This is a genomic window from Streptomyces sp. NPDC039423 (assembly GCF_055598725.1).
The window spans coordinates 196,867-221,840 of the sequence record NZ_JBVKAH010000010.1; the positions used below are offsets into that span (position 1 = coordinate 196,867).

Annotated in this window: 22 protein-coding genes and 2 tRNA genes; 13 read left to right on the forward strand and 11 right to left on the reverse strand. The window is 70.5% G+C overall.

Annotated elements, in window-relative coordinates:
* Positions 1 to 58: 58 nt before the first annotated feature.
* The 8 genes from ACZ7LK_RS27890 to rpmH all read right to left on the reverse strand — a co-directional run bounded on the left by ACZ7LK_RS27890 (position 59) and on the right by rpmH (position 5,965).
* On the reverse strand, positions 59 to 1,162 hold the full coding sequence (locus ACZ7LK_RS27890) for a ParB/RepB/Spo0J family partition protein (RefSeq protein WP_471143956.1): 1,104 nt from the start codon (positions 1,160 to 1,162) through the stop codon (positions 59 to 61).
* Positions 1,159 to 2,244, reverse strand: coding sequence for a ParA family protein (locus ACZ7LK_RS27895; RefSeq protein ID WP_392276878.1), 1,086 nt, complete (start codon positions 2,242 to 2,244; stop codon positions 1,159 to 1,161). Before ACZ7LK_RS27895 ends, ACZ7LK_RS27890 begins: the two co-directional genes overlap by 4 nt.
* A gap of 233 nt (positions 2,245 to 2,477) precedes the next feature.
* Positions 2,478 to 3,188, reverse strand: coding sequence for a 16S rRNA (guanine(527)-N(7))-methyltransferase RsmG (gene rsmG, locus ACZ7LK_RS27900; RefSeq protein WP_392276716.1), 711 nt, complete (start codon positions 3,186 to 3,188; stop codon positions 2,478 to 2,480).
* Positions 3,189 to 3,346: 158 nt separating this feature from the next.
* The gene (locus tag ACZ7LK_RS27905) at positions 3,347 to 3,856 is read right to left on the reverse strand and encodes a Jag family protein (RefSeq protein WP_392276715.1); all 510 of its coding nucleotides are present in this window, start codon (positions 3,854 to 3,856) and stop codon (positions 3,347 to 3,349) included.
* Positions 3,857 to 3,870: 14 nt separating this feature from the next.
* Positions 3,871 to 5,109 (reverse strand): membrane protein insertase YidC, encoded by a 1,239-nt coding sequence (gene yidC, locus ACZ7LK_RS27910; RefSeq protein ID WP_392276714.1) that lies wholly within the window; start codon positions 5,107 to 5,109, stop codon positions 3,871 to 3,873.
* Between the two features lie 3 nt (positions 5,110 to 5,112).
* Positions 5,113 to 5,439, reverse strand: coding sequence for a membrane protein insertion efficiency factor YidD (gene yidD, locus ACZ7LK_RS27915; protein ID WP_392276713.1), 327 nt, complete (start codon positions 5,437 to 5,439; stop codon positions 5,113 to 5,115).
* Positions 5,436 to 5,807: a ribonuclease P protein component gene (rnpA, locus tag ACZ7LK_RS27920; RefSeq protein WP_392276712.1), complete on the reverse strand. Its 372-nt coding sequence runs from the start codon at positions 5,805 to 5,807 to the stop codon at positions 5,436 to 5,438. The genes yidD and rnpA overlap by 4 nt, the downstream gene beginning before the upstream one ends.
* Positions 5,808 to 5,827: 20 nt before the next feature.
* Positions 5,828 to 5,965 carry a 50S ribosomal protein L34 gene (rpmH, locus tag ACZ7LK_RS27925; RefSeq protein ID WP_018846094.1) on the reverse strand — a complete coding sequence of 46 codons (138 nt, stop codon included), beginning with the start codon at positions 5,963 to 5,965 and terminating at the stop codon, positions 5,828 to 5,830.
* Between the two features lie 361 nt (positions 5,966 to 6,326).
* Between rpmH and dnaA the strand changes: the two genes are divergently transcribed.
* The 11 genes from dnaA (at position 6,327) to ACZ7LK_RS27980 (ending at position 21,184) form a co-directional block, all read left to right on the forward strand.
* Positions 6,327 to 8,108, forward strand: coding sequence for a chromosomal replication initiator protein DnaA (gene dnaA, locus ACZ7LK_RS27930; RefSeq protein WP_471143958.1), 1,782 nt, complete (start codon positions 6,327 to 6,329; stop codon positions 8,106 to 8,108).
* Between the two features lie 993 nt (positions 8,109 to 9,101).
* Entirely contained in the window at positions 9,102 to 10,232 is a 1,131-nt protein-coding gene (gene dnaN / locus ACZ7LK_RS27935; protein WP_126884177.1) for a DNA polymerase III subunit beta, read from the forward strand.
* A gap of 139 nt (positions 10,233 to 10,371) precedes the next feature.
* Positions 10,372 to 11,250: a phosphogluconate dehydrogenase (NAD(+)-dependent, decarboxylating) gene (gene gnd / locus ACZ7LK_RS27940; RefSeq protein WP_392276710.1), complete on the forward strand. Its 879-nt coding sequence runs from the start codon at positions 10,372 to 10,374 to the stop codon at positions 11,248 to 11,250.
* 58 nt (positions 11,251 to 11,308) lie between these two features.
* The gene (recF, locus tag ACZ7LK_RS27945) at positions 11,309 to 12,427 is read left to right on the forward strand and encodes a DNA replication/repair protein RecF (protein ID WP_471143960.1); all 1,119 of its coding nucleotides are present in this window, start codon (positions 11,309 to 11,311) and stop codon (positions 12,425 to 12,427) included.
* On the forward strand, positions 12,409 to 12,954 hold the full coding sequence (locus ACZ7LK_RS27950) for a DciA family protein (protein ID WP_392276877.1): 546 nt from the start codon (positions 12,409 to 12,411) through the stop codon (positions 12,952 to 12,954). Before recF ends, ACZ7LK_RS27950 begins: the two co-directional genes overlap by 19 nt.
* A 539-nt stretch (positions 12,955 to 13,493) precedes the next feature.
* A complete protein-coding gene (gene gyrB, locus ACZ7LK_RS27955; RefSeq protein ID WP_392276876.1) occupies positions 13,494 to 15,566 on the forward strand; it encodes a DNA topoisomerase (ATP-hydrolyzing) subunit B in 2,073 nt (690 codons plus the stop codon).
* A 41-nt stretch (positions 15,567 to 15,607) separates the two neighbouring features.
* Complete coding sequence (gyrA, locus tag ACZ7LK_RS27960; RefSeq protein ID WP_392276708.1) at positions 15,608 to 18,301, forward strand: DNA gyrase subunit A; 2,694 nt, start codon at positions 15,608 to 15,610, stop codon at positions 18,299 to 18,301.
* Between the two features lie 3 nt (positions 18,302 to 18,304).
* Positions 18,305 to 18,943: a DUF3566 domain-containing protein gene (locus ACZ7LK_RS27965; RefSeq protein WP_392276707.1), complete on the forward strand. Its 639-nt coding sequence runs from the start codon at positions 18,305 to 18,307 to the stop codon at positions 18,941 to 18,943.
* A gap of 70 nt (positions 18,944 to 19,013) precedes the next feature.
* A tRNA-Ile gene (locus ACZ7LK_RS27970) sits at positions 19,014 to 19,087 on the forward strand.
* Between the two features lie 157 nt (positions 19,088 to 19,244).
* A complete protein-coding gene (locus ACZ7LK_RS27975) occupies positions 19,245 to 19,379 on the forward strand; it encodes a DLW-39 family protein (protein WP_003958712.1) in 135 nt (44 codons plus the stop codon).
* 455 nt (positions 19,380 to 19,834) lie between these two features.
* Positions 19,835 to 21,184, forward strand: a complete 1,350-nt coding sequence (locus ACZ7LK_RS27980) for a hypothetical protein (protein WP_471143963.1) — start codon at positions 19,835 to 19,837, stop codon at positions 21,182 to 21,184.
* A gap of 102 nt (positions 21,185 to 21,286) precedes the next feature.
* Here ACZ7LK_RS27980 and ACZ7LK_RS27985 read toward each other — a convergent pair whose 3' ends face one another.
* Positions 21,287 to 22,666, reverse strand: coding sequence for a serine/threonine-protein kinase (locus ACZ7LK_RS27985; RefSeq protein WP_471143965.1), 1,380 nt, complete (start codon positions 22,664 to 22,666; stop codon positions 21,287 to 21,289).
* A 37-nt stretch (positions 22,667 to 22,703) separates the two neighbouring features.
* On the reverse strand, positions 22,704 to 23,252 hold the full coding sequence (locus tag ACZ7LK_RS27990) for a helix-turn-helix domain-containing protein (RefSeq protein WP_392276704.1): 549 nt from the start codon (positions 23,250 to 23,252) through the stop codon (positions 22,704 to 22,706).
* A gap of 151 nt (positions 23,253 to 23,403) precedes the next feature.
* On the opposite strand from ACZ7LK_RS27990, the gene ACZ7LK_RS27995 reads away from it, so the two are divergent.
* A tRNA-Ala gene (locus ACZ7LK_RS27995) sits at positions 23,404 to 23,476 on the forward strand.
* Positions 23,477 to 23,559: 83 nt separating this feature from the next.
* Here the strand turns inward: ACZ7LK_RS27995 and ACZ7LK_RS28000 are convergent.
* Positions 23,560 to 24,507, reverse strand: coding sequence for a LuxR family transcriptional regulator (locus ACZ7LK_RS28000; RefSeq protein ID WP_469464050.1), 948 nt, complete (start codon positions 24,505 to 24,507; stop codon positions 23,560 to 23,562).
* A 231-nt stretch (positions 24,508 to 24,738) separates the two neighbouring features.
* On the opposite strand from ACZ7LK_RS28000, the gene ACZ7LK_RS28005 reads away from it, so the two are divergent.
* Complete coding sequence (locus tag ACZ7LK_RS28005; protein WP_392276702.1) at positions 24,739 to 24,894, forward strand: hypothetical protein; 156 nt, start codon at positions 24,739 to 24,741, stop codon at positions 24,892 to 24,894.
* The last annotated feature ends 80 nt before the right edge of the window (positions 24,895 to 24,974 follow it).

The window sequence follows — 24,974 nt, forward strand, 5'->3', positions numbered from 1 at the left end:
CACCGGACACGATCCGCCCTGGAACCGCACCGCGCGAGCGCGGGAGAGAGCTACGGCCTCAGCCCTCGTCACTGTCCTCGGAGTGCTCGTCGGCCAGTCCCTTTTCCAGGACCCGCCCCTCGCCCGGTGCGAGAGTGCCCAGGATGCGCTCCAGATCCTCCATCGACGCGAACTCGACGACGATCTTGCCCTTCTTCTGTCCCAGGTCCACCTTCACGCGCGTCTCGAAACGGTCGGAGAGCCGCGTGGCGAGTTCCGAGAGCGCGGGGGAGACACGGGCGCCGGCCCGCGGACCCTTGGGCTTGGGGGTGCCGCTGGGCTCGGAGCCCATCAGCGTCACGATCTCCTCCACCGCCCGAACCGAGAGACCCTCGGCGACGATGCGGTACGCCAGCTTGTCCTGGGCCTCGGGGTCCTCCACCGAGAGCAGCGCCCGGGCATGACCGGCCGACAGCACACCGGCGGCGACCCGGCGCTGGACGGGCGGCGACAGCCGGAGCAGACGCAGGGTGTTGGAGACCTGGGGACGCGACCGGCCGATACGGTCGGCCAACTGGTCGTGCGTGCAGTTGAAGTCCTTCAGTAGCTGGTCGTAGGCCGCGGCCTCTTCCAGCGGGTTCAGCTGCGCCCGGTGCAGGTTCTCCAGCAGGGCGTCCAGCAGGAGCTTCTCGTCGTCGGTCGCACGGACGATCGCGGGGATGCGCTCCAGGCCCGCCTCCCGGCAGGCCCTCCAGCGCCGCTCGCCCATGATGAGTTCGTAGCGGTCCGGACCGAGCTGGCGCACGACGACGGGCTGGAGCAGCCCGACCTCCTTGATGGAGGTCACCAGCTCGGCCAGGGCATCCTCGTCGAACACCTCGCGCGGCTGGCGCGGGTTGGGCGTGATCGAGTCCACCGGCAGCTCGGCGAAGTGCGCTCCGGCCGGCGCCTCGGTCTCGACGACCACGTCGGGCTCCACCACGGGGAAGCCACTGTCCACGGGGCCCGAGCTCTGCGGCAGCTTCGCCACCTTCGCGGCCGCCACCCCTCGCTCGGTCGCCAGGGACGGGACCGCCCCCGGAGAGGTGGACCCTGCTCCGACCGACGCCGCCGGCCGTTCCTGGGGTGCGGCGGGGATCAGCGCACCAAGCCCACGCCCCAGCCCCCTACGTCGCTCGCTCACTGGATCCCCTCCGACATGCTGTGCTGGTTGTTCTGGTTGCCCATCTGGGTCGCATGGGTGTGCTGGGCGTCATACCGGATGCCGACTCCCCGCAGGGCGATCTCGCGGGCCGCTTCGAGGTAGGACAGCGAGCCACTGGAACCGGGGTCGTACGTCAGGACCGTCTGTCCATAGCTCGGCGCCTCCGAGATACGGACGGACCGCGGGATGCTGGTCCTCAGCACCTCGTCACCGAAGTGGCTGCGGACCTCCTCGGCCACCTGCGACGCCAGCCGGGTCCGGCCGTCGTACATGGTCAGCAGGATGGTCGACACGTGCAGTGCCGGGTTGAGGTGGCCCCGCACCAGGTCGACGTTCCGCAGGAGCTGGCCGAGGCCCTCCAGCGCGTAGTACTCGCACTGGATCGGGATCAGTACCTCGGCGCCGGCCACCAGGGCATTGACCGTGAGCAGGCCGAGTGACGGCGGGCAGTCGATGAGGATGTAGTCCAGCGGCTGCTCGTAGGCCTGGATCGCTCGCTGAAGCCGGCTCTCCCTGGCCACCAGCGAGACCAGCTCGATCTCCGCACCGGCGAGATCGATGGTGGCCGGAGCGCAGAAGAGTCCCTCGACGTCCGGGACGGGCTGGACCACATCGGAAAGCGGTTTACTCTCCACCAGGACGTCATAGATCGATGGCACTTCGGCGTGGTGGTCGATACCGAGTGCCGTGGAGGCGTTTCCCTGCGGGTCGAGGTCGATGACCAGGACCCGGGCACCGTGCAGGGCCAGGGACGCGGCGAGGTTGACCGTTGTGGTGGTCTTGCCGACCCCGCCCTTCTGGTTGGCGACCACCATGATGCGGGTCTGTTCAGGCCGGGGGAGTCCTTCACCCGCACGGCCCAATGCTTCCACCGCCAGTTGGGCAGCTCGGCCGATGGGGGTGTCGTCCATCGGGGGCGGTGTTTCACGTGAAACATCCTCCCCCGCCGATTCGGTTCGGGGACCGGGGACCGGATCGGTCATCGGTCCCGCGATGTTGGCGTCGGACCGCAAGGATTCACTCTCCTCGGCTTCAGGCTCGCGATGAACAGAGCCTGCCATGCTTTCGGGGTCGTGAACCAGCGAGGCCCGTGGTTCTGTGGAGAACTCCACCTCTGTGGACAACCCCGTAGCCCTGGTGGGTGGCTTACGGTCGCGCGGCGTGGCAGCCGCGCGGCCGCGGCTGATGATTCCCTGCAGCAGTGAGCGACGTTTCACGTGAAACATTGATGCACTCGCCGCAGGGTCCGGGTGTCACGACACTCCGAAATGCGTACGTATGAGGATCAACCGGGTCAGCGGCGCCGACGGGAGGTCCTGGCGGCCTTGGCCCGCTTCGCGGCGAACCGGACGCCTCCGGGGCTCTCACCCACCTCGACCCGGACCACCGTGGACAGCGGGTCGACGATGCCCTCGCCGACCTGAAGCACCGAGGTCTCCACGACACCGAGCTTGCTCAGTGCGGCCCGGGCGCCCTGGAGCTCCTCCTCCGCCGTGTCCCCCTTGAGCGCCAGCATCTCGCCGTAGGGGCGCAGCAGGGGCACACCCCAGCCGGCCAGCCGGTCCAGCGGGGCAACGGCACGTGCGGTGACGACATGGACGGGGGGCAGCTTGCCGAGCACTTCCTCGGCCCGTCCGCGCACCACGGTCACATGGTCCAGGCCGAGCAGCTCCACGACTTCCTGGAGGAAGTTCGTACGACGCAGCAGGGGCTCCAGCAGGGTGATCTTCAGGTCCGGGCGGACCAGCGCCAGCGGGATGCCCGGCAGGCCGGCTCCGGAGCCGACATCGCAGACGGTGACCCCCTCGGGCACGACCTCGGAGAGCACCGCGCAGTTCAGCAGGTGCCGCTCCCAGAGCCTCGGCACCTCGCGGGGGCCGATGAGGCCACGCTTGACGCCCGCGTCCGCGAGGAGCTCCGCGTACCGCACGGCCTCGGGGAAGAACTCACCGAAAACCGTCCGCGCCTCTTGAGGCGCATGGGGAAGCTGCTCTGCCTCCGTCACGGGAACCGTCCTTCCGTACCGCATTACCGCACTGGGAGCTGCCCAGTGATCAGTGACTATCAGGCTGACAAAGATCGGCCCCGCCTGCGAACAGACGGGGCCGACTCCCCCGGGCTCTCACTGGCGTGCGAGCCGGGGGCACTCCCACCGGAGGGTGGTCAGGCAGGGAGGACGACGACGAAGCGCTGGGGCTCCTCGCCCTCGGACTCGCTGCGCAGACCGGCGGCGGCCACCGCGTCGTGCACGACCTTGCGCTCGAACGGGGTCATCGGCTTCAGCTTGACCGGCTCGCCGGTGCTCTTGACCTCGTCGGCGGCCTGGGCACCCAGCTCGGCGAGCTCGGTGCGCTTCTGGGCCCGGAAGCCCGCGATGTCCAGCATCAGCCGGCTGCGGTCGCCGGTCTCCCGGTGCACGGCGAGACGCGTCAGCTCCTGGAGCGCCTCCAGCACCTCGCCGTCACGGCCCACCAGCTTCTGGAGGTCACGGCTGTCCGAGTCGCTGATGATCGAGACCGCGGCGCGGTCCGCCTCGACGTCCATGTCGATGTCGCCGTCGAGATCGGCGATGTCGAGCAGACCCTCGAGGTAGTCGGCCGCGATCTCGCCCTCCTGCTCCAGGCGGGTCAGGGTGTCGCCACCCTGGGCGGCGGAGGTGGTGCCTTCCGTCACGGATGGACTCCTTCTTACTTCTTGGACGACGGGTGCTTGGGCCGCTGCTGGCCCTTGCGCTGTCCGGACTTGGCTTGGCGTGCGGACCCGCCGGCGGGCTTGGCGGGCTGCTTCGGCGTGGCGTCCCCGGGCTCGTCGGCCTTCTCCAGGGACGTCTTGGCCGTGGACTGCTGGGTGGCCCCGGCCTGGCGCTTCGCCTTGGGCTGGCGCTTGGGCTGCTGGCGCCGGCTCGCGGCGGCGGCCTCGGCCTCGGCGGTGGCGGGATCGGCCTTCTGCACGGAACCGTCGGCCTGGGCGGTGAACCCGGCCTTGGCGAGAGCGGTGACGAACTTGCGCTCGTTGTCGTTGCGGTCCGGACCCTTGGCCACGATGGACTGGACCACGGTGCGCCGACGGCGGCCACGCACCTCCCCGTGGGCGGTGACGCTCTTGAGCAGTCGCTGGAGGTAGTGGTCCTGCGCCTTGCTGCCCGGGGTGGGGTTCTGGTTGATCACGTACATCTGCTGGCCCATGGTCCACACGTTGGTGGTCAGCCAGTAGACGAGGACACCGACCGGGAAGTTGATGCCCATCACGGCGAAGATGACCGGGAAGATGTACATCAGCATCTTCTGCTGCTGCATGTACGGGGTCTTCACCGTCAGGTCGACGTTCTTCTGCATCAGCTGGCGCTGGGTGAAGAACTGCGACGCCGACATCAGGATGATCATGATCGCGGTGACCACGCGGACATCGGTGATCGAGGCGTTGAGCGAGGCGACCTTGGCAGCGCTGTCGGTGAAGGTGGCGGCCAGCGGGGCGCCGAAGATGTGCGCCTCACGAGCGCTGTCGAGCAGCGGCTCGTTGATGACGCCGATCGTCTTGCCCGAGGCGATGCTGGAGAGCACGTGGTACAGGGCGAAGAAGAACGGCGACTGCGCGAGGATGGGCAGGCACGAGGAGAGCGGGTTGGTGCCCGTCTCCTTGTACAGCTTCATCATCTCTTCGGACTGACGCTGCTTGTCGTTCTTGTAGCGCTCCTGGATCGCCTTCATCTTGGGCTGGAGCGCCTGCATGTTCCGGGTCGACTTGATCTGCTTCACGAAGAGCGGGATCAGGCAGATCCGGATGAGCACCACGAGGGACACGATGGACAAGCCCCAGGCCCAGCCGGTGTCAGGGCCGAACATCGCCCCGTACAGCTTGTGGAACTGGACGATGACCCACGAAACAGGTGTGGTGATGAAGGCGAACAGACTGGCAATCGTGTCCACTAATCAGGCTCCTTGAGCATTGGGCGAGGTCTCTGCGGCCGGGCTCGTCTCGGCGGAGTTCCCGCCCTTGCCGCCGCGCAGCGCGTCGCGCAGCATTTCGTGCCAGCGCGGGCGCTTACGAGGGGGAACATGGTCCACACCGCCCGGCGACCACGGGTTGCACCGCAGAATGCGCCAGGCGGTCAGAGCTGTCCCCTTGACCGCGCCGTGCCGGTCGATGGCCGTGTATCCGTAGTGGGAACACGAGGGGTAGTACCGGCAGACGGGGCCGAGCAACGGGCTGATCGTCCACTGGTACAACTTGATCAGAGCCAGCAGCGGGTACTTCATCGCGCGCCCCCTCCCAGCAACCGCTGAAGGGCGGCATCCAGGTCCTGGGCCAGCTGTGCATGATCGGCGTCACCCGAGCCGGGCAGCGCCCGTACTACCACCAGGCTACCGGGGGGCAGGGAAGGCAACCGGTCGCGTATCAGATGGCGAAGCCTGCGCTTCACCTGGTTACGGACGACGGCACCGCCCACGGCCTTGCTGACGACGAAACCCGCACGTGCCGGGGGAGCGCTCTCCCCCGACGCGTGCGGGTCCGTTGCACCGCTGTTCAGGTGGACGACGAGGAGCGGGCGGCCTGCCCGGCGTCCTCGGCGTACCGCGGTCGCGAAGTCCTCGCGCCGCCTCAGCCGATTCTCGGTAGGCAGCACGTCATGACCTGTTTAGGCGATCAGGCGGACAGGTTGGCGCGACCCTTGCTGCGGCGGTTCGCCAGGATGGCGCGGCCGGCGCGGGTACGCATGCGCAGACGGAAACCGTGGGTCTTCGCACGACGACGGTTGTTCGGCTGGAAGGTGCGCTTGCTCACTCGGGGGCTCCAGAAATGATTTGGGTGGTGGCGGGACATCGCCTGGCTGTCACCGTGCGCCCACGAGTAGCTCGCAATACGCCCGAGTGCACCGCTTTCACGATCACTGACCGTGATCTTTGCCCATCGGAGGCAGGCGGCAGCAGCCATCGACAACTCGACCTGGTTACGGTACGCGCGGCTACGCCATCCGGTCAAACCGGCGTCGAGCCATGGTCCACTATGCACAGGCTGTGGACAACAACTTGAACCACGTGAGCCGCCGCGACTACCGTGGCTGAACTCGGATTCCTTTCCTGCCTGTCCTTCCATCCCGTCCCGAGAACCACACATTCGTGGGACCTGTGAGAGAGCGTGCCTTGTGGCTGACGTACCTGCTGATCTTGCCGCAGTGTGGCCACGAGTGCTCGAGCAGCTCCTCGGCGAGGGCCAGCAGGGCATCGAGCCGAAGGACAAGCAGTGGATCGAGCGCTGCCAGCCCCTGGCCCTGGTGGCGGACACCGCTCTGCTCGCCGTCCCCAACGAATGGGGCAAGCGCGTGCTGGAGGGCCGGCTCGCCCCGCTGATCAGTGACACGCTCAGCCGCGAGTGCGGCCGCCCCATCCGGATCGCGATCACCGTCGACGACTCCGCCGGTGACCAGCCGCCCGCGCCCCCGGCCCCCGGCCCCCGGCAGCAGCCCCCGCAGCCGTCCCGCTACGACGAGCGGCAGCAGGGCGAGCCCTACGACAAGCCGTACGAGAAGTACGACGGCTACGGACACCGGCCCATGCCCGACGACGGGCTGCCGACCGTGCGCCCCGCCTACCCGGAGTACCAGCAGCAGCGCCCGGAGCCCGGAGCCTGGCCGCGCACCCAGGAGGACCTGGGCTGGCAGCAGCCGCGCCTCGGCGGCTTCCAGGAGCGCGACCCGTACGCGACGCCGCGTCCCCAGCAGCCGCACCACGACTACCGGGGCCCGCAGACGTCCGAGCCCCCGGCGTACAACCAGCAGCGCGGCGACCGGCGCGACCACCTGGCGGACACCCCCGGGCAGCAGCGTCCCGGCGGTGCCGGAAGCCCCTCGGGCGGCGGCGGGGCGGGTGCCACGGGCGGCCGCCCCGGGGAGCCGCACGCGCGGCTGAACCCCAAGTACCTGTTCGACACGTTCGTCATCGGCTCGTCCAACCGGTTCGCGCACGCCGCCGCCGTGGCGGTCGCGGAGGCGCCGGCGAAGGCGTACAACCCCCTCTTCATCTACGGGGAGTCCGGGCTCGGCAAGACCCACCTGCTGCACGCGATCGGCCACTACGCGCGCAGCCTCTACCCCGGTACGCGGGTGCGGTACGTGAGCTCCGAGGAGTTCACCAACGAGTTCATCAACTCCATCCGCGACGGCAAGGGCGACACGTTCCGCAAGCGGTACCGCGACGTGGACATCCTGCTCGTCGACGACATCCAGTTCCTGGCGAGCAAGGAGTCGACGCAGGAGGAGTTCTTCCACACCTTCAACACGCTCCACAACGCGAACAAGCAGATCGTGCTGTCCTCGGACCGGCCGCCCAAGCAGCTGATGACCCTGGAGGACCGGCTCCGCAACCGCTTCGAGTGGGGCCTGACGACCGATGTGCAGCCGCCGGAGCTGGAGACGCGGATCGCGATCCTCCGCAAGAAGGCGGTCCAGGAGCAGCTCAACGCCCCGCCGGAGGTCCTGGAGTTCATCGCGTCCCGCATCTCGCGCAACATCCGCGAGCTGGAGGGCGCGCTGATCCGGGTGACGGCGTTCGCGAGCCTCAACCGGCAGCCGGTCGACCTGGTGCTGACCGAGGGCGTGCTGAAGGACCTGATCCCCGGCGGCGAGGACGCGGCCCCGGAGATCACGGCCGGCGCGATCATGGCGGCCACCGCCGACTACTTCGGGCTGACGGTCGAGGACCTGTGCGGATCGTCGCGCAGCCGCGTGCTGGTGACGGCCCGCCAGATCGCCATGTACCTGTGCCGCGAGCTGACCGACCTGTCGCTGCCGAAGATCGGCGCGCAGTTCGGCGGGCGCGACCACACGACGGTGATGCACGCCGACCGCAAGATCCGGGCGCTGATGGCGGAGCGCCGCTCGATCTACAACCAGGTCACCGAACTCACGAACCGCATCAAGAACGGCTGAGGACGGCCGGCGGCCGACTCCCGGCCACGAACCCCTGGAGCCCCCGCCGGGGCGGCCGTAGAGGCCGCCCGGGACGGGGGCTCCGCCGTGCCGCCCGCCGGAGCCCGGCGGGGCTCCGGCGGGGCTCCGGCCGGACTCCAGGACGGTTCACAGGACGATTCCAGGAGGGGTTCAGGGCGGTTCACAGGAGGGCTCCAGGAGGGGTCCGAGGAGGCTCCGGGAGAGGGCTGCGGGCGCTCCTCGCCGTGGCCCACCCCCGGTGCCGGAGCCCGGACCGTTCGAATAGTTCGGTCGGTCACCGGGTTCTCCACAGCTCTGGGCACGATCTTCAATCCACAGCCTGGGGACTGCCGAGTTGTCCAGATCGCATCCACAGGGCGGGCTGTGGGGACTGCGTCCTTGCAGGTCAACGGCTTGTGGATTTGTGGCCGAGCGTGCTCCACAGGCTGTGGACGCGCGCGTCGTCCACAGGGCCCGTTCGCCGTTGTCCACCGGCGGCCCACAGGTGGCGGTCCATGGTCCACAGCTTCTCCACACCGCTGTCCACTGTTCGGCAACGAAACGCCCGGCCTCACCGCGCCGAGTGAAAGCGGTCACACCAAGGTGGTCGGTTGGCCTGTGGGGAAGCTGGGTAAAACTGGGGACGGCGCTGGGGAGAAGTGGGCCCCCGCTGTGCATCGGGTGTGCAGAACTTTCCCCCGTCCACAGAAAGGGCCGGTTGTCCACCGGTGCCACCCACAGGCGCGGTGGACAAAAAACGTGCCGTGACCTGGGTGGATGACGTTATCCACGGTTTCCACAGGCCCTACTACTACTCCCACTCAGAGTTACCGGGGAATCCGCTTGGAAGCGGGGCCTGTGCACAACTCGGCCCCGGAGCGCCGGGTGCCCCTCGTCGCGACTTGACCCCGACCCGCACCGACTGTCGGCGGCGTGCGTCAGACTGGTTCCCGCAGTCGACGAAAGAGCCAGCAACAGCAGGAGGCGGTTCCGGTGAAGATCCGGGTGGAGCGCGATGTACTCGCGGAGGCGGTGGCCTGGGTGGCCCGCAGCCTCCCGGCCCGTCCGCCGGCGCCCGTGCTCGCGGGCCTTCTGCTGAAGGCCGAGGACGGCGCGCTGAGCTTCTCCAGCTTCGACTACGAGGTCTCCGCGCGGGTCTCGGTCGAGGCGGAGGTGGAGGAGGACGGCACGGTCCTCGTCTCCGGCCGCCTTCTCGCCGACATCTGCCGCGCCCTCCCCAACCGTCCGGTGGAGATTTCCACAGACGGTGTACGGGCGACCGTGGTCTGCGGCTCCTCCCGCTTCACCCTCCACACCATGCCCGTGGAGGAGTACCCGGCGCTGCCCGAGATGCCCACCGCGACCGGCACCGTCCCCGGTGAGGTCTTCGCCTCCGCAGCCGCCCAGGTCGCCATCGCGGCCGGCCGTGACGACACGCTGCCCGTCCTGACCGGTGTGCGCATCGAGATCGAGGGCGACACGGTGACGCTGGCGTCCACCGACCGCTACCGCTTCGCGGTCCGCGAGTTCCTGTGGAAGCCGGAGTCCCCGGACGCCTCCGCGGTCGCCCTGGTGCCCGCCAAGACGCTCCTGGACACCGCCAAGGCGCTCACGAGCGGCGACACGGTCACGCTGGCGCTGTCCGGCTCGGGCAAGGGCGAGGGCCTGATCGGCTTCGAGGGCGCGGGTCGGCGCACCACCACCCGGCTGCTCGAGGGCGACCTCCCGAAGTACCGGACACTTTTCCCCACCGAGTTCAACTCGGTCGCGGTGATCGAGACGGCGCCGTTCGTCGAGGCCGTCAAGCGCGTGGCGCTGGTGGCCGAGCGGAACACGCCGGTCCGGCTGAGCTTCGAGCAGGGCGTCCTCATCCTGGAGGCGGGTTCCAGCGACGACGCACAGGCTGTGGAGAGGGTCGACGCGCAGCTGGAGGGCGACGACATCTCGATCGCCTTCAACCCGACGTTCCTGCTGGACGGCCTGAGCGCGATCGACTCGCCGGTCGCCCAGCTCTCCTTCACCACCTCCACCAAGCCGGCGCTGCTGAGCGGCAAGCCGGCGGTGGACGCGGAGGCGGACGAGGCCTACAAGTACCTGATCATGCCGGTGCGGCTGAGCGGCTGAGCCGCCGCCGGGGGCGGTGCGCCTGAGTGGCTGATCATGCGTCTGATGAGCGCCCGACCCCACAGGTGTGCGCCCGCGTCCGGGCGTAGGCTCGGACGCGGGTACGAACTCTCCGCACACAACGATTGAGGATTCTCTGATGGAGCTCGGTCTCGTCGGTCTCGGCAAGATGGGCGGCAACATGCGCGAGCGCATCCGCCGCGCGGGTCACACCGTCATCGGATACGACCGCAACCCTGACCTCGCCGATGTCCACAGCCTCCAGGAGCTCGTGGACAAGCTCAAGGGTCCGCGCGTGGTGTGGGTCATGGTCCCGGCCGGAGCCGCGACCCAGTCCACGATCGACGAGCTGTCCGAGCTGCTCTCCCCCGGTGACGTCGTCGTCGACGGCGGCAACTCGCGCTGGACGGACGACGAGAAGCACGCCGCCGAGCTGCGCGAGAAGGGCATCGGGTTCGTCGACTGCGGTGTCTCCGGTGGCGTCTGGGGCCTGGAGAACGGCTACGCGCTGATGTACGGCGGCGACGCCGAGGACGTGGCGAAGGTCCAGCCGGTCTTCGACGCGCTCAAGCCGGAGGGCGAGTTCGGATCCGTCCACGCGGGCAAGGTCGGCGCGGGCCACTTCGCCAAGATGGTCCACAACGGCATCGAGTACGCCATGATGCAGGCGTACGCCGAGGGCTGGGAGCTGCTGGAGAAGGTCGACTCCGTCACCGACGTGCGCGAGGTCTTCCGCTCCTGGCAGGAGGGCACGGTCATCCGTTCCTGGCTGCTGGACCTGGCGGTCAACGCGCTGGACGAGGACGAGCACCTGGACCGGCTGCGCGGCTTCGCCCAGGACTCCGGCGAGGGCCGGTGGACCGTGGAGGCCGCCATCGACAACGCCGTTCCGCTGCCGGCGATCACCGCGTCGCTGTTCGCGCGGTTCGCGTCCCGGCAGGACGACTCCCCGCAGATGAAGATGATCGCCGCGCTGCGCAACCAGTTCGGCGGCCACGCGGTCGAGTCCAAGAAGTAGATCCACAGGCTGTGCACCCGGCGGTGCACGGCATGCCGGGGGAAGGTCGGCGCACACCATGCACGTCACGCATCTGTCGCTGGCCGACTTCCGCTCGTACGCCCGGGTCGAGGTCCCTCTCGATCCGGGCGTCAGCGTTCTCGTCGGCGCCAACGGGCAGGGCAAGACCAACCTGGTCGAGGCGGTCGGCTATCTGGCGACGCTCGGCAGCCACCGGGTGTCGTCCGACGCCCCCCTGGTGCGGATGGGCGCCGAGCGGGCGATCATCCGGGCCGCCGTACGGCAGGGCGAGCGGTCGCAGCTCGTGGAGCTGGAGCTCAACCCGGGGCGGGCGAACCGGGCCCGTATCAACAGGTCGTCCCAGGTCCGGCCGCGCGACGTGCTGGGGATCGTCCGGACGGTGCTGTTCGCGCCGGAGGACCTGGCACTGGTCAAGGGCGACCCGGGCGAGCGCCGGCGCTTCCTGGACGAGCTGATCACGGCCCGGTCCCCGCGCATGGCGGGCGTGCGGTCGGACTACGAGCGGGTGCTCCGGCAGCGCAACACCCTGCTGAAGTCGGCCGCCATGGCCCGGCGGCACGGCGGCCGCTCCATGGACCTGTCCACGCTGGACGTGTGGGACCAGCACCTGGCGCGGGCCGGGGCGGAGCTGCTGGCGCAGCGCCTCGACCTGGTCGCCACCCTCCAGCCGCTGGCGGACAAGGCGTACGAGCAGCTCGCGCCGGGCGGCGGGCCGGTGGCCCTGGAGTACAAGGGGGCCGTGGCCGGGGCGCAGGGGCGCGAGGCCCTGTACGAGGCGCTGCTCGCCGCGCTGGCGGAGGTGCGCAAGCAGGAGATCGAGCGCGGCGTCACCCTGGTGGGCCCGCACCGCGACGACCTGGTGCTGAAGCTGGGGGAACTGCCGGCGAAGGGGTACGCGAGCCATGGCGAGTCCTGGTCGTACGCGCTGGCGCTGCGGCTGGCCTCGTACGACCTGCTGCGTGGCGAGGGCAACGAGCCGGTGCTGGTCCTCGACGACGTCTTCGCGGAACTGGACGCCCGGCGACGCGAACGGCTGGCGGAGCTGGTCGCGCCGGGCGAGCAGGTGCTGGTGACGGCGGCGGTCGACGACGACGTACCGGGAGTGCTGGCAGGGGTGCGGTACGGGGTGTCGGAGGGATCGGTGGAACGGCTGTGACGGACGCGCACGTACCGGAGCCGTCCGGGGTCGATCTGGCGCGGGTCGCCTTGCGCGCGGCGAAGGAGCAGGCGAAGGCGCGGGGCGCGGCCGCGCAGCAGAAGAAGCAGGCCCGGCGGGGCGGTGGCTTGCGGTCCGGTGCCCGCGCGGACGGCCGCGATCCGCTGCCGCTGGGCGCCGCGATCAACCGGCTGATCACCGAACGCGGCTGGGAGACCCCGGCGGCGGTGGGCGGCGTGATGGGCCGGTGGCCGCAGATCGTCGGTGAGGACCTGGCGAAGCACTGCGTGCCCTTGCGGTACGACGAGGACCCCGACGAGCGGGTGCTGACCGTGCAGTGCGACTCCACCGCGTGGGCCACCCAGCTCCGGCTGCTGGCGCCCCGGCTGGTGGCCCGGCTGAACGAGGACCTGGGGCACGGGACGGTACGGGTCATCAAGGTGCTGGGCCCCGGCGCCCCCCGCCGCGGATACGGGGGGCCGCTGCGGGCGCCGGGGAGCATGGGGCCGGGCGACACCTACGGGTGACGCCCGCGGGCCCGTTCCCGCGGCCCGCCCCCGCGGGCCCGTTCCCGCGGCCCGGCCCCGCCCGCCCGCGCCGGGTGCCCGGGCACCGGCACACCCGTACGCCCGTACACCCGTACACCGCTGCCTGGCGGCGCGACCCCGCTTCGTCCCGGGCGCCGGTACGGCTCCGCCCCCGTCCCACCCCCGTCCCATCCCCGCCCCGGTCGCGCTGGGCACGCGTGCGGGACAAGGGGGAGCCGGGGCCGCACGGAGGGGGTGCCGGGGGGTGAGAGGGGTGCCGGGGGTCGGCTCCGGGTGAGGTGGTCGTCACGGTCGCCGGCGGTTGACAGTCCGAAGCGCTGAGTGGCGGCGTGAGGCTCTTGGAGCCCCTTCCCGGATATGGGGAGTCGGTCGGCGCCGGTTCAGGGCGGCACATGCGGACTCAGGCACCGGCAAGCCCCCATTAATGTCAGTGCTACCGGTAGACTGGTAGGTAATCCCGCCCACTGCGGAACATGTCGAACGACGCAGCCGCTCCCGCATGCCCGGAGAGACGGCTTGTGCTGTGCCAGAAAGGGCGCTTCGTGGCCGATTCCGGCAACCCCAACGAGAACATTCCGTCCACTGCCGCCGGCGAGAACGGCGAGGTCACCTCGTCGTACGACGCCAGCGCGATCACCGTCCTCGAGGGTCTGGACGCGGTTCGCAAGCGTCCCGGCATGTACATCGGCTCGACCGGTGAGCGTGGACTCCACCACCTCGTACAAGAGGTCGTCGACAACTCCGTCGACGAGGCCCTGGCAGGGCACGCGGACACCATCGACGTGACCATCCTCGCGGACGGTGGCGTCAGGGTCGTGGACAACGGTCGCGGTATCCCCGTGGACATGCACCCCGTCGAGAAGAAGCCGGCCGTCGAGGTCGTGCTGACCGTCCTGCACGCGGGCGGCAAGTTCGGCGGCGGCGGTTACGCCGTCTCCGGCGGTCTGCACGGCGTGGGCGTCTCCGTCGTGAACGCCCTGTCCACCCGGGTGTCCGTCGAGATCAAGCGGGACGGCTTCCGCTGGACCCAGGACTACAAGCTGGGCGTGCCCACCGCCCCGCTCGCCAAGCACGAGGCGGTCGAGGACTCCGGCACGACCGTCACGTTCTGGGCCGACCCGGACATCTTCGAGACGACCGAGTACTCCTTCGAGACGCTCTCGCGCCGCTTCCAGGAGATGGCCTTCCTCAACAAGGGCCTCCGCATCACGCTGACCGACGAGCGCGAGTCGGCCAAGGCGACGATGAACGCCGACGACCCCGACGCCGCCGAGACGGTGGAGGAGGCGCCGGCGCGGACGGTCTCGTACCACTACGAAGGCGGCATCGTCGACTTCGTCAAGTACCTGAACTCGCGCAAGGGCGAGCTCATCCACCCCACGGTCATCTCGGTCGAGGCGGAGGACAAGGAGCGGCTGCTCTCCGTCGAGATCGCGATGCAGTGGAACTCGCAGTACACCGAGGGCGTGTACTCGTTCGCGAACACGATCCACACCCACGAGGGCGGTACGCACGAAGAGGGCTTCCGCGCCGCGCTCACGGGCCTGGTCAACCGGTACGCGCGCGACAAGAAGCTGCTGCGCGAGAAGGACGACAACCTCACCGGCGAGGACATCCGCGAGGGCCTGACGGCGATCATCTCCGTCAAGCTGGGCGAGCCGCAGTTCGAGGGCCAGACCAAGACCAAGCTGGGCAACACCGAGGCCAAGACCTTCGTGCAGAAGGTGCTCCACGAGCACCTCTCCGACTGGTTCGACCGCAACCCGAACGAGGCCGCGGACATCGTCCGTAAGGCGATCCAGGCCGCCACGGCCCGGGTCGCGGCCCGCAAGGCGCGCGACCTCACCCGCCGCAAGGGCCTGCTGGAGTCCGCCTCGCTGCCGGGCAAGCTGTCCGACTGCCAGTCGAACGACCCGTCCAAGTGCGAGATCTTCATCGTCGAGGGCGACTCCGCCGGCGGCTCGGCCAAGTCCGGCCGGAACCCCGAGTTCCAGGCCATCCTGCCCATCCGCGGCAAGATCCTGAACGTCGAGAAGGCGCGGATCGACAAGATCCTCCAGAACACCGAGGTCCAGGCGCTGATCTCCGCCTTCGGCACCGGTGTGCACGAGGACTTCGACATCGAGAAGCTCCGCTATCACAAGATCATCCTGATGGCGGACGCCGACGTCGACGGCCAGCACATCAACACCCTGCTGCTGACCTTCCTCTTCCGCTTCATGCGGCCGCTGGTCGAGGCCGGGCACGTCTACCTGTCCCGCCCGCCGCTGTACAAGATCAAGTGGGGCCGGGACGACTTCGAGTACGCCTACTCGGACCGTGAGCGCGACGCGCTCGTCGAGCTCGGCAAGCAGAACGGCAAGCGCATCCGCGAGGACTCCATCCAGCGCTTCAAGGGTCTGGGCGAGATGAACGCCGAGGAACTGCGCATCACCACCATGGACCAGGACCACCGGGTGCTCGGCCAGGTCACGCTGGACGACGCGGCCCAGGCCGACGACCTGTTCTCGGTGCTGATGGGCGAGGACGTGGAGGCGCGGCGCTCGTTCATCCAGCGCAACGCCAAGGACGTCCGCTTCCTCGACATCTGAGTCGGTCTCAGCTGACCGTACGAAAGGACTGAAGACCAGCAATGGCCGACGAGAACACCCCTGACACCCCCGACACCCCTGTCGTCGTGACGCCCGAGGCGGAGCCCCCGGTCCCCGGCGTGGGCCTCCGCGTCGAGCCCGTCGGGCTCGAGACCGAGATGCAGCGCTCGTACCTCGACTACGCGATGTCCGTCATCGTGTCGCGCGCGCTGCCCGACGTCCGGGACGGCCTCAAGCCCGTCCACCGCCGTGTGCTGTACGCGATGTACGACGGCGGGTACCGGCCCGAGAAGGGCTTCTACAAGTGCGCCCGCGTCGTCGGCGACGTCATGGGTACGTACCACCCGCACGGCGACTCCTCCATCTACGACGCCCTGGTCCGTCTGGCCCAGCACTGGTCGATGCGCATGCCGCTGGTGGACTCCAACGGCAACTTCGGTTCCCCGGGCAACGACCCGGCCGCCGCCATGCGGTACACCGAGTGCAAGATGATGCCGCTGGCCATGGAGATGCTCCGGGACATCGACGAGGAGACCGTCGACTTCACGGACAACTACGACGGCCGCAACCAGGAGCCGACGGTCCTGCCGGCGCGCTTCCCGAACCTCCTGGTCAACGGCTCGGCCGGTATCGCGGTCGGTATGGCGACCAACATCCCGCCGCACAACCTGCGCGAGGTCGCCGCCGGTGCCCAGTGGGCGCTGGAGCACCCGGAGGCCACCCACGAGGAGCTCCTGGACGCGCTGCTCGAGCGCATCAAGGGCCCCGACTTCCCGACCGGCGCCCTGGTCGTCGGCCGCAAGGGCATCGAGGAGGCGTACCGCACGGGCCGTGGCTCCATCACGATGCGCGCGGTCGTCGAGGTCGAGGAGATCCAGAACCGCCAGTGCCTGGTGGTCACGGAGCTTCCGTACCAGGTCAACCCGGACAACCTGGCCCAGAAGATCGCCGACCTCGTCAAGGACGGCAAGATCGGCGGCATCGCGGACGTCCGGGACGAGACCTCCTCCCGCACCGGTCAGCGCCTGGTGATCGTCCTCAAGCGGGACGCGGTCGCCAAGGTCGTCCTCAACAACCTCTACAAGCACACCGACCTCCAGACGAACTTCGGCGCCAACATGCTGGCGCTCGTCGACGGGGTGCCGCGCACGCTGTCGCTGGACGCGTTCATCCGCCACTGGGTGACGCACCAGATCGAGGTCATCGTCCGCCGTACGCGCTTCCGGCTGCGCAAGGCGGAGGAGCGGGCGCACATCCTGCGCGGTCTGCTCAAGGCGCTGGACGCGATCGACGAGGTCATCGCGCTGATCCGGCGCAGCGACACCGTCGAGGTCGCGCGCGAGGGCCTGATGGGCCTGCTGGAGATCGACGAGATCCAGGCCAACGCCATCCTGGAGATGCAGCTCCGCCGGCTGGCCGCCCTGGAGCGCCAGAAGATCGTCGCCGAGCACGACGAGCTCCAGGCGAAGATCAACGAGTACAACGCGATCCTGGCCTCGGAGTCCCGCCAGCGCCAGATCGTCAGCGAGGAGCTCGCCGCGCTCGTCGAGAAGTTCGGCGACGACCGCCGCTCCAAGCTGATCCCCTTCGACGGCGACATGTCCATGGAGGACCTGATCGCCGAGGAGGACATCGTCGTCACCATCACGCGTGGCGGCTATGTGAAGCGCACGAAGACGGACGACTACCGCTCGCAGAAGCGCGGCGGCAAGGGCGTGCGCGGGACGAAGCTCAAGGAAGACGACATCGTCGACCACTTCTTCGTCTCCACCACGCACCACTGGCTGCTGTTCTTCACCAACAAGGGCCGGGTCTACCGGGCCAAGGCGTACGAGCTGCCGGACGCCGGCCGGGACGCGCGCGGCCAGCACGTCGCCAACCTGCTGGCCTTCCAGCCGGACGAGCAGATCGCCGAGATCCTGGCGATCCGCGACTACGAGGCGGCGCCCTACCTGGTGCTCGCCACCAAGGCCGGCCTGGTGAAGAAGACCTCGCTGAAGGACTACGACTCGCCCCGCTCCGGCGGCGTCATCGCGATCAACCTCCGGGAGACGGAGGACGGCCGCGACGACGAGCTGATCGGCGCGGAGCTGGTGTCGGCCGAGGACGACCTGCTGCTCATCAGCCGGAAGGCCCAGTCGATCCGGTTCACCGCGACGGACGAGGCGCTGCGCCCGATGGGCCGTGCCACCTCCGGTGTGAAGGGTATGAGTTTCCGCGAGGGCGACGAGCTGCTCTCGATGAATGTCGTCCGGCCCGGTACGTTCGTCTTCACCGCGACGGACGGTGGGTACGCCAAGCGCACCGCCGTCGACGAGTACCGCGTCCAGGGACGTGGCGGCCTCGGCATCAAGGCTGCCAAGATCGTGGAGGACCGCGGTTCGCTCGTCGGCGCGCTGGTGGTCGAGGAGACGGACGAGATCCTCGCCATCACGCTGTCCGGTGGTGTGATTCGTACGCGAGTCAACGAAGTCAGGGAGACGGGCCGTGACACCATGGGCGTCCAACTGATCAACCTGGGCAAGCGCGATGCCGTCGTCGGCATCGCCCGCAACGCCGAGGCCGGTCGCGAGGCCGAAGAGGTCGAAGGGGCCGACGGGATCGAGGGCCCTGACGACATCGACGGGACCGACGTGACCGGAGAGGTCGTAGACACCACGGCTGCCGCAGAGAGCGGAGCCGCGGCCGACGCAGCCGGGGGCACGGAGCCCTCGGCCGGGGAGCACGAGGAGTAGAGCGTGAGTAAGGCCACGGGCGCCGGATCGGCCGCTTCCGGAACGAGCGGTGCCCGTGGCCCTGCCACGGACTCCCAGGGGGTTACGGTGACCACGTACGACGACGGCCCGCTGCCCGCCGAGCGGCCCTCTTCCGGGCAGCAGACGGCGCAGCCGTACCACCCGCCGCAGGCGTACGCCACGCAGGGCGGCGGCAAGGGTGCCACGGGCGGCTCCGGCGGTACGGGCGGTACCGTGCGCCGGCCGCGTACGGGCGCGAAGACGACGCCGCGTACGCGCAAGGCACGGCTGCGGGTGGCCAAGGCCGACCCGTGGTCGGTGATGAAGGTGAGCTTCCTGCTCTCCATCGCGCTGGGCATCTGCACGGTGGTGGCGGCGGCGGTGCTGTGGATGGTCATGGACGCCATGGGCGTCTTCTCGACGGTCGGCGGCACGATCAGCGAGGCCACGGGCTCCAACGAGAGCAACGGCTTCGATCTCCAGTCGTTCCTGTCGCTGCCGAGGGTGCTGGTGTTCACCTCGGTGATCGCCGTCATCGACGTCGTCCTGGCGACTGCGCTGGCCACGCTGGGCGCCTTCATCTACAACCTGTCGGCCGGCTTCGTGGGCGGGGTGGAGCTCACCCTCGCCGAGGACGAATAGCGGATTTGGGTACTCGCCGCTCCGTGCGCTAATCTTCAGAGGTCAGCGCGGGCGGCGAGCCCGACGCGGAGGGGCTATAGCTCAGTTGGTTAGAGCGCATCCCTGATAAGGATGAGGCCACAGGTTCAAATCCTGTTAGCCCCACAGTGACGGTCGGCCCGGGCGGAGAATCTCTCCGCCCGGGCCGACCGCTTTGTGCCAGGACCCAGTTGGGCGGGACGTAGGTCACCGATCGGTATCGGTCGTGTGTATAGTCGGGCGCCAGAAGGTCCCCTACGCCAAGGAAAGACGAGGTCGCGCGGTGAAGAAGCTCCTCCTGGTCGCACTGGCCGCCATCGGCGGGCTCCTCGTGTACCGCCAGATCCAGGCGGATCGCGCCGAGCAGGATCTGTGGACGGAGGCGACCGACTCCGTGCCCGCAGGTTCGGGTGTGTGAGACGCAAGCACGCGGTTCCGCACATGGGCCCTGATCGCTGAGAGCGATCGGGGCCCATTGCTGTTTTCCGGTCGAGGTTTTCCGGTTGCTGTTTCCGGAGGGTCAGGGGCCGTGAGCGCCGGCATCGGGTGGTGACGGAGAGTCCTTTTGCTTCGCCCCCGCGAATACCGGTCCGGGACGTGCGGCATCCGGCCGGGCCCGCAGACACCGGTGGGACGGCCGGGGCAGGATGGACCGGCAGTGCGGTCACCGGGCGGCGGGGCGGCGTCCGGGCGCGTCCGGGTGGCCGGGAGACGGTGGCCGGGAGACGGCGAGGGGAAGCGCGTATGCGGCGGAGGGGCGCTCGGCGTGACGGAACGGGGCCGGCGGGGCCGGCGGGGCCGGCGGGGTTTCCGGGGCTACGGGGGCTACGGGGGCTACGGGGGCTGGTGAGGTCCGCGGGGCTTGGGGCGGTCGTGAGAGCGGTGGTACCGATGGCCGCCGCCCTGGGCCTGACGGTGGCGCTGCCCGGAGGCCCGGGCCCGGCATGGGCGGCCGATCCCGGCGGGTACGCCTTCGCCGAGGGCATCGAGCCCGTCCGGGGAGCGGAGACCAGCAGTGACGCGCCTGTGCTGAAGGCGGGCGTGACGTACAAGGACGCGGTCGAGGGCGGTGGGAAGCGGATCTACCGCCTCGACCTGGACGCCGGGTCGAACGCGTACGTCTCCGCCGTCGCCGTACCCCCTCCCGGCAGTGAGGTCGGGCTGTTCGACAGCCTGAAGGTCTCCCTCCAGGACCGCAACGGCCTCGATTGCAGCTCCAACGAGACGCGGTTCGGCTCGGCCGCCTTCCCCCGGCCGCTCGCGGCGTACGCCCACCGGACGCTGAACCGGAACCGGTCCGCCTGCCGGCAGGCCGGCGCGTACTTCGCCGTCGTCGAGCGCACCACGAAGGCGCCTTCCTCCGCCGGGGCCTGGGACCTGGAGATCCGCCACGAGCGGGAGCCCGGGCTCAGGGCCGAGGGCCCGACCGCGGCCTCCGGCGACCGGGCCGGTACCACGCCCCCCGTACCCGCCGGCGGCCCCGGGGAACGGACCGGCGGCGCCGGCTTCTCCGACGCGACCGGTCTCACCGAGGGCGAGTGGACCGACCGGATCGAGCCGGGCCGGTCGCTGTTCTACCGGGTGCCGGTGGACTGGGGGCAGCAGATCTTCGCCGGCGCCGACCTCGGCAGCTCCTCGGGCCGCGGCTTCGTGGCCGGTGCCCTCGCGCTGACCCTGTACAACCCCGCGCGGGGCGTGGTGGCCGGCTCCGAGGCGGTCGGTTACGACGGCAAGCAGAAGTCGGCCGACCTGGGGCCGCTGCCGCCGGTGCGGTACGAGAACCGGTTCGACTCCTCCGCCGAGTACGTGAACACCCGGTTCGCCGGCTGGTACTACCTGCGGGTCAGCCTGAGCCCCGAGGTCGGCGAGAAGTTCGGCCGGAAGCCGTACGGGCTGACGCTGCGGATCGGCGTGGAGGGCACGCCCCAGGCGGGGCCGGCCTACGACGGCCCGCCCGGCATCTTCGACGTCACGGAGGCGGACCGGGACGCGGCCGCGCACGGCCGGAACGCCGCGGCGGCGGAGGCGGCCGCGGAACGGGGCGGCACGATGCGGCTGGTCGCCGCGGCCGGGATCGGCACCGGCACCGTGCTGGTGCTCGGCCTGGGGGCGTGGACGGTGCTCGCCCGGCGCCGCACGCCGCGGGCCGGGGCGGGGGCGGGGCCGCCGGGGTACGGGCCTGGCGCCGGGCCGCCAGGGTACGGACCGCCCGCGGGATGGTGAGCGGGGCGTCGGCGCGGACCGGTGACGGTGGCCGGTCCGCCGGGCCCGCCATCGCTCGGGCGGCGCGGTGCCCTGCGGACGGTGGCCGACAGATGGCGGCGCTCAGGTCTGGATGAGGGCCCAGATCCCGATGGCGAAGCAGGCCAGCGCCACGATCAGCACCGGAACCGCCACCTGCGCGGGCGGTCCCGGCCGCCGGCGTGCGGGTGGGAGGGATCCGGCGGGGTGCTGGGGGACGGGCGCGGTGTACGGGCGGGTGGCGCCGGAGGCGGGGGCCACCCCGGCGGTCGGGGGGTGCGGGACCTCGTGCGCGGCGAAGGGGTGGGGGTGGGAGCCGGGGTGGGCGTGGACGTGGGAGCCGGGGTGGGCGTGGGCCGCCGCCGGGGCGGGAGCGGCGGGGCCGGCCGGGTGGGCCGCCGCCGGGGGAGCGGCTGCGGCCGGTGGGCGCGGCTGCCCGGTGGACGGGTGCGCGGGCGCGGGGGCCGCCGGTTCCGGCCGTGCCGCCGCTTCGGGCGGGGACGCGGGCTGCCGCGCCGGCGGGGCCAGGTGGAAGCTGCCCGTCTCCGACGGGACCGGTACCCCGGCGTGCGGGCGCGGAGGGCGCACCGGGCCGTCGGGGCCGAAGCCGGCCGGGAGCGGGCCGATCTGGTCGAAGACCTCGACCGGCTCCTCGTCCGCCGCCGGGTCGGGCAGCGTCTCGGCCGCCGACGTGAGTGCCTTGCGGGCGCCCGTGGCCGTACGGAACCGGGCCTGCGGATCGGGCTGGAGCAGGCCCGCCAGCACTTGCCACAGCGGCTCCGGAACGCCCTGCGGGGCGTGGGGCGTGCCGTGCTCGGTGAAGTACTCGACCAGCGCCCGCGCGTCCGGCTTGCTGCCCTGGAGCAGGTACAGGGCGACCAGGCCGACCGCGAACAGGTCGGCGGGGAAGTCGGGTTCCGCGCCCATGATCTGTTCGGGCGCGAAGTAACCGGGCGTCCCCACCACGTAGTTGGTCTCGGTCAGCCGCGGCTCACCTTTGCGGAGGGAGATGCCGAAGTCGGACAGCCGCAGGTGCGGCCGTCCGGTTCCGGTCGCCTCCAGCAGGATGTTGGCCGGTTTGATGTCGCGGTGCACGACCCCCTCGGCGTGCACCGCGGCCAGTCCGGCCAGCAACTGGTCGAGCAGGGTGCAGACGAACCGGGGCGGCAGGGGGCCGTAGTCGCCGATGACGTGCGCCAGCGACCCGCCGGCCACCAGGTCCATGGTGAACAGCACCTTGTCGTCGTCGGCCGCCCAGCTCGCCGGCGCGAGGACGTGCGGGTGGTCGATCCGCAGCGCCTGCTCGCGCACGAAGCGCAGCAGCGTGTGCGCGTCGCTCTGCTGGAGGACCTTGGCCGCCACGTACCGGCGCCGCCGGTGGTCCCAGGCCCGCCACACGGCGCCGACACCCCCGCGCCCGATCGGATCGACCAGTTCGTACCGCCCGGCGAAGACCTCACCCATCGTGCCGCGCCGCTCCCCGTCCGTCCGGCCCCTGGGCTCAGCCCTGGTGCGACTCGTAGTGGGCGACCGCGTCGGCGGTGCGCCCGGCGCCGTACACCCGGAGGAACTCCGCCAGTTCGGGATGGGTGGCGGCGAGGGAGTCGGCGGCGTCGATGATGTCGCCGGCCGCCGCCACCGAGCGCAGCAGCGACTGGATCTCGCGGACCACGCGGCGGACCGTCGGCGCCCCGGAGCTGTTGGCCGTCTGGCTGGTGCCGGTGAGGACCGAGCCGCCCTGGGACTTCTTGATCTCGTCCATCCGGTCGGTGGCCTCCACCGCGCTGACGCTGCCGTCGGCGACCTGCCCCGCCAGCTCCTGGAGGGCCTGGACGCGCTGCACCACGGCCGGGTTGCCGATCTTGGCGCGCTGGCCGCTCATGAGCTGGGACAGCATCGGAGCAGACAGCCCGAGCACCGCGGCGAGCCGGGCCTGGTTGAGGCCCAGGTCGTCGATGAGCCTGCGGAAGAGCGCCCCCAACGGCTCCCCGTACCAACTGCGCTGGAGCTCTCTCGCTCTCGCGGTCGCTTCCTGCTGTGCTGCATCCATTGCGTCTCCCCATCGCTTCGGTTCGCTGCTGCGAACCTCGTCCAGCATCTTACGGAGAGTGGTCGGCGACCGGGAGTCCCAAACCTTTTGCGGGGCACCCCCCGGCACCCGGTACTCTGGTCTGCGGCACGCGTCGCACGTCGGCCGTCCCGGGGCCTTAGCTCAGTTGGTAGAGCGCTGTCTTTGCATGGCAGATGTCAGGGGTTCGACTCCCCTAGGCTCCACATCGCACGATCGAGCCCCCGTCCCGTGGGAACACGGGACGGGGGCTCTTGTCGTGCCCGCCCCGGGGCGGGGCCCGGTGGCGTCAGTCCCGCCGGGCCCGTACGGCCAGCAGATAACCGGCCTGGAACCGGCTCTGGGCGCCCAGGTCCACCATGATGTCCGCCACGTGCCGGCGGCAGGTGCGCACGGACATGCCCAGGCGCAGGGCTATGGAGGCGTCCGTCATGCCCTCCATGAGGAGGCGGACGATCGCCTGGCGGACGTTGTCCGTGACCTCGCCCCGGGCGCCGAAGGCCACGCCGTAGGGCTCGGCCGCCAGCCACAGCCGCTCGTAGGTCTCCGTGATGAAGGCGACCATGTGGGGGTCGCGGACCACGACCGCGCCCAGCGGGTTGCCGGGCAGGGAGATGACGGCCGTCTCCCCGTCGAAGACCAGCAGACGGCTGAAGTGGTCGTCCAGTGTTCGCACCTGCGCGCCCAGTCCGGACATCCGGTCGACGTAGGCGGCGGTGCCCGGGCTGAACCTGGCGGTGTGCTGGTAGAGCACGCGCATCTTCACGCCCCGGGCCAGGGCCGCCTGGTCGCGGGGGGCCGCCTCCTGGAGGATGTCCTCGTCCCGGCCGCCGCCCGGCTGGCCCGTCAGTATCTCGCTGTGGGTCCGCGCGGTCAGGTCGGCGATGGCCGCGCGGACTTGGGCGAGGTCCTCCAGGACCTCCAGCCCGCTCTCCCTCTCCCGGGAGAGCCGGTTCGTCTCGAAGACGGGCAGGAACGACATGATGGCCGCGCGGGTCTCCTCCGCGACCGCGCGGCGGGCCCGTATGTCGCGTTCGAGGGGACTGACGACGCCGGCCACCGCCTCGTCCGGGGAGACCGCGCGCAGCTCGCCGGCGGGGTCGCCGCGCAGCAGTCCCATGTCGAGCAGCCCGAGCACCGCGGTGGTGACGTACGCGGAGGGAAGGCCGGTCGCCGCGCTGATGGAACTCGCCGTCGGAGCGGGCCCGTCCGCGTGGTCGAGTGCATATTCATACACCCGCCGCAGTGTCGCTCGGCTTCTGCCCGTCGTGTCCATCCGTGTCACCTTGCCCCTGTATCTCCCCATGTGCGGGGGCGTCATCATGCTGTCATGCAGCATGATGATCCAGTTTGCACCCTCATGCACCTGTGGATCCTGGCATGGTGATTCATCTCGCCCCCATCGATGCAAGGGAGCTTCCGTGGTGGGTCGGTTAACAGGGATCAACACGCACGTGAAGGCGAGCTCATGAAGACGTTGCGCAAGACCGTTCTCCTCGGATGGGCCCTCGCCGTGGCAGCCGGCGCGCTGGGCGGCGTGCACGCCACCTCGCACGCCACCTCGCACGCCGAGGCCGGCTCCGGCCGGACCGGCGTCGTCAACGGCGACACCGGCTGGGGCTGACCCGGCGCCCTCCCCCCACATCCCGGGCCCCCACGCACCCTCCGTCTCTTCTCCGCCCCGCCGTGCCCCCCACCGGCCGG

Coding starts and splice junctions, on each gene's coding strand:
- ACZ7LK_RS27895 (WP_392276878.1), bottom strand. CDS start 2,244: ATGGCAGGCTCTGTTCATCGCGAGCCTGAAGCCGAGGAGAGTGAATCC.
- yidD (WP_392276713.1), bottom strand. CDS start 5,439: ATGAAGTACCCGCTGCTGGCTCTGATCAAGTTGTACCAGTGGACGATC.
- gnd (WP_392276710.1), top strand. CDS start 10,372: ATGGAGCTCGGTCTCGTCGGTCTCGGCAAGATGGGCGGCAACATGCGC.
- recF (WP_471143960.1), top strand. CDS start 11,309: ATGCACGTCACGCATCTGTCGCTGGCCGACTTCCGCTCGTACGCCCGG.
- gyrA (WP_392276708.1), top strand. CDS start 15,608: ATGGCCGACGAGAACACCCCTGACACCCCCGACACCCCTGTCGTCGTG.
- ACZ7LK_RS27985 (WP_471143965.1), bottom strand. CDS start 22,666: ATGGGTGAGGTCTTCGCCGGGCGGTACGAACTGGTCGATCCGATCGGG.
- ACZ7LK_RS27990 (WP_392276704.1), bottom strand. CDS start 23,252: ATGGATGCAGCACAGCAGGAAGCGACCGCGAGAGCGAGAGAGCTCCAG.
- ACZ7LK_RS28005 (WP_392276702.1), top strand. CDS start 24,739: ATGAAGACGTTGCGCAAGACCGTTCTCCTCGGATGGGCCCTCGCCGTG.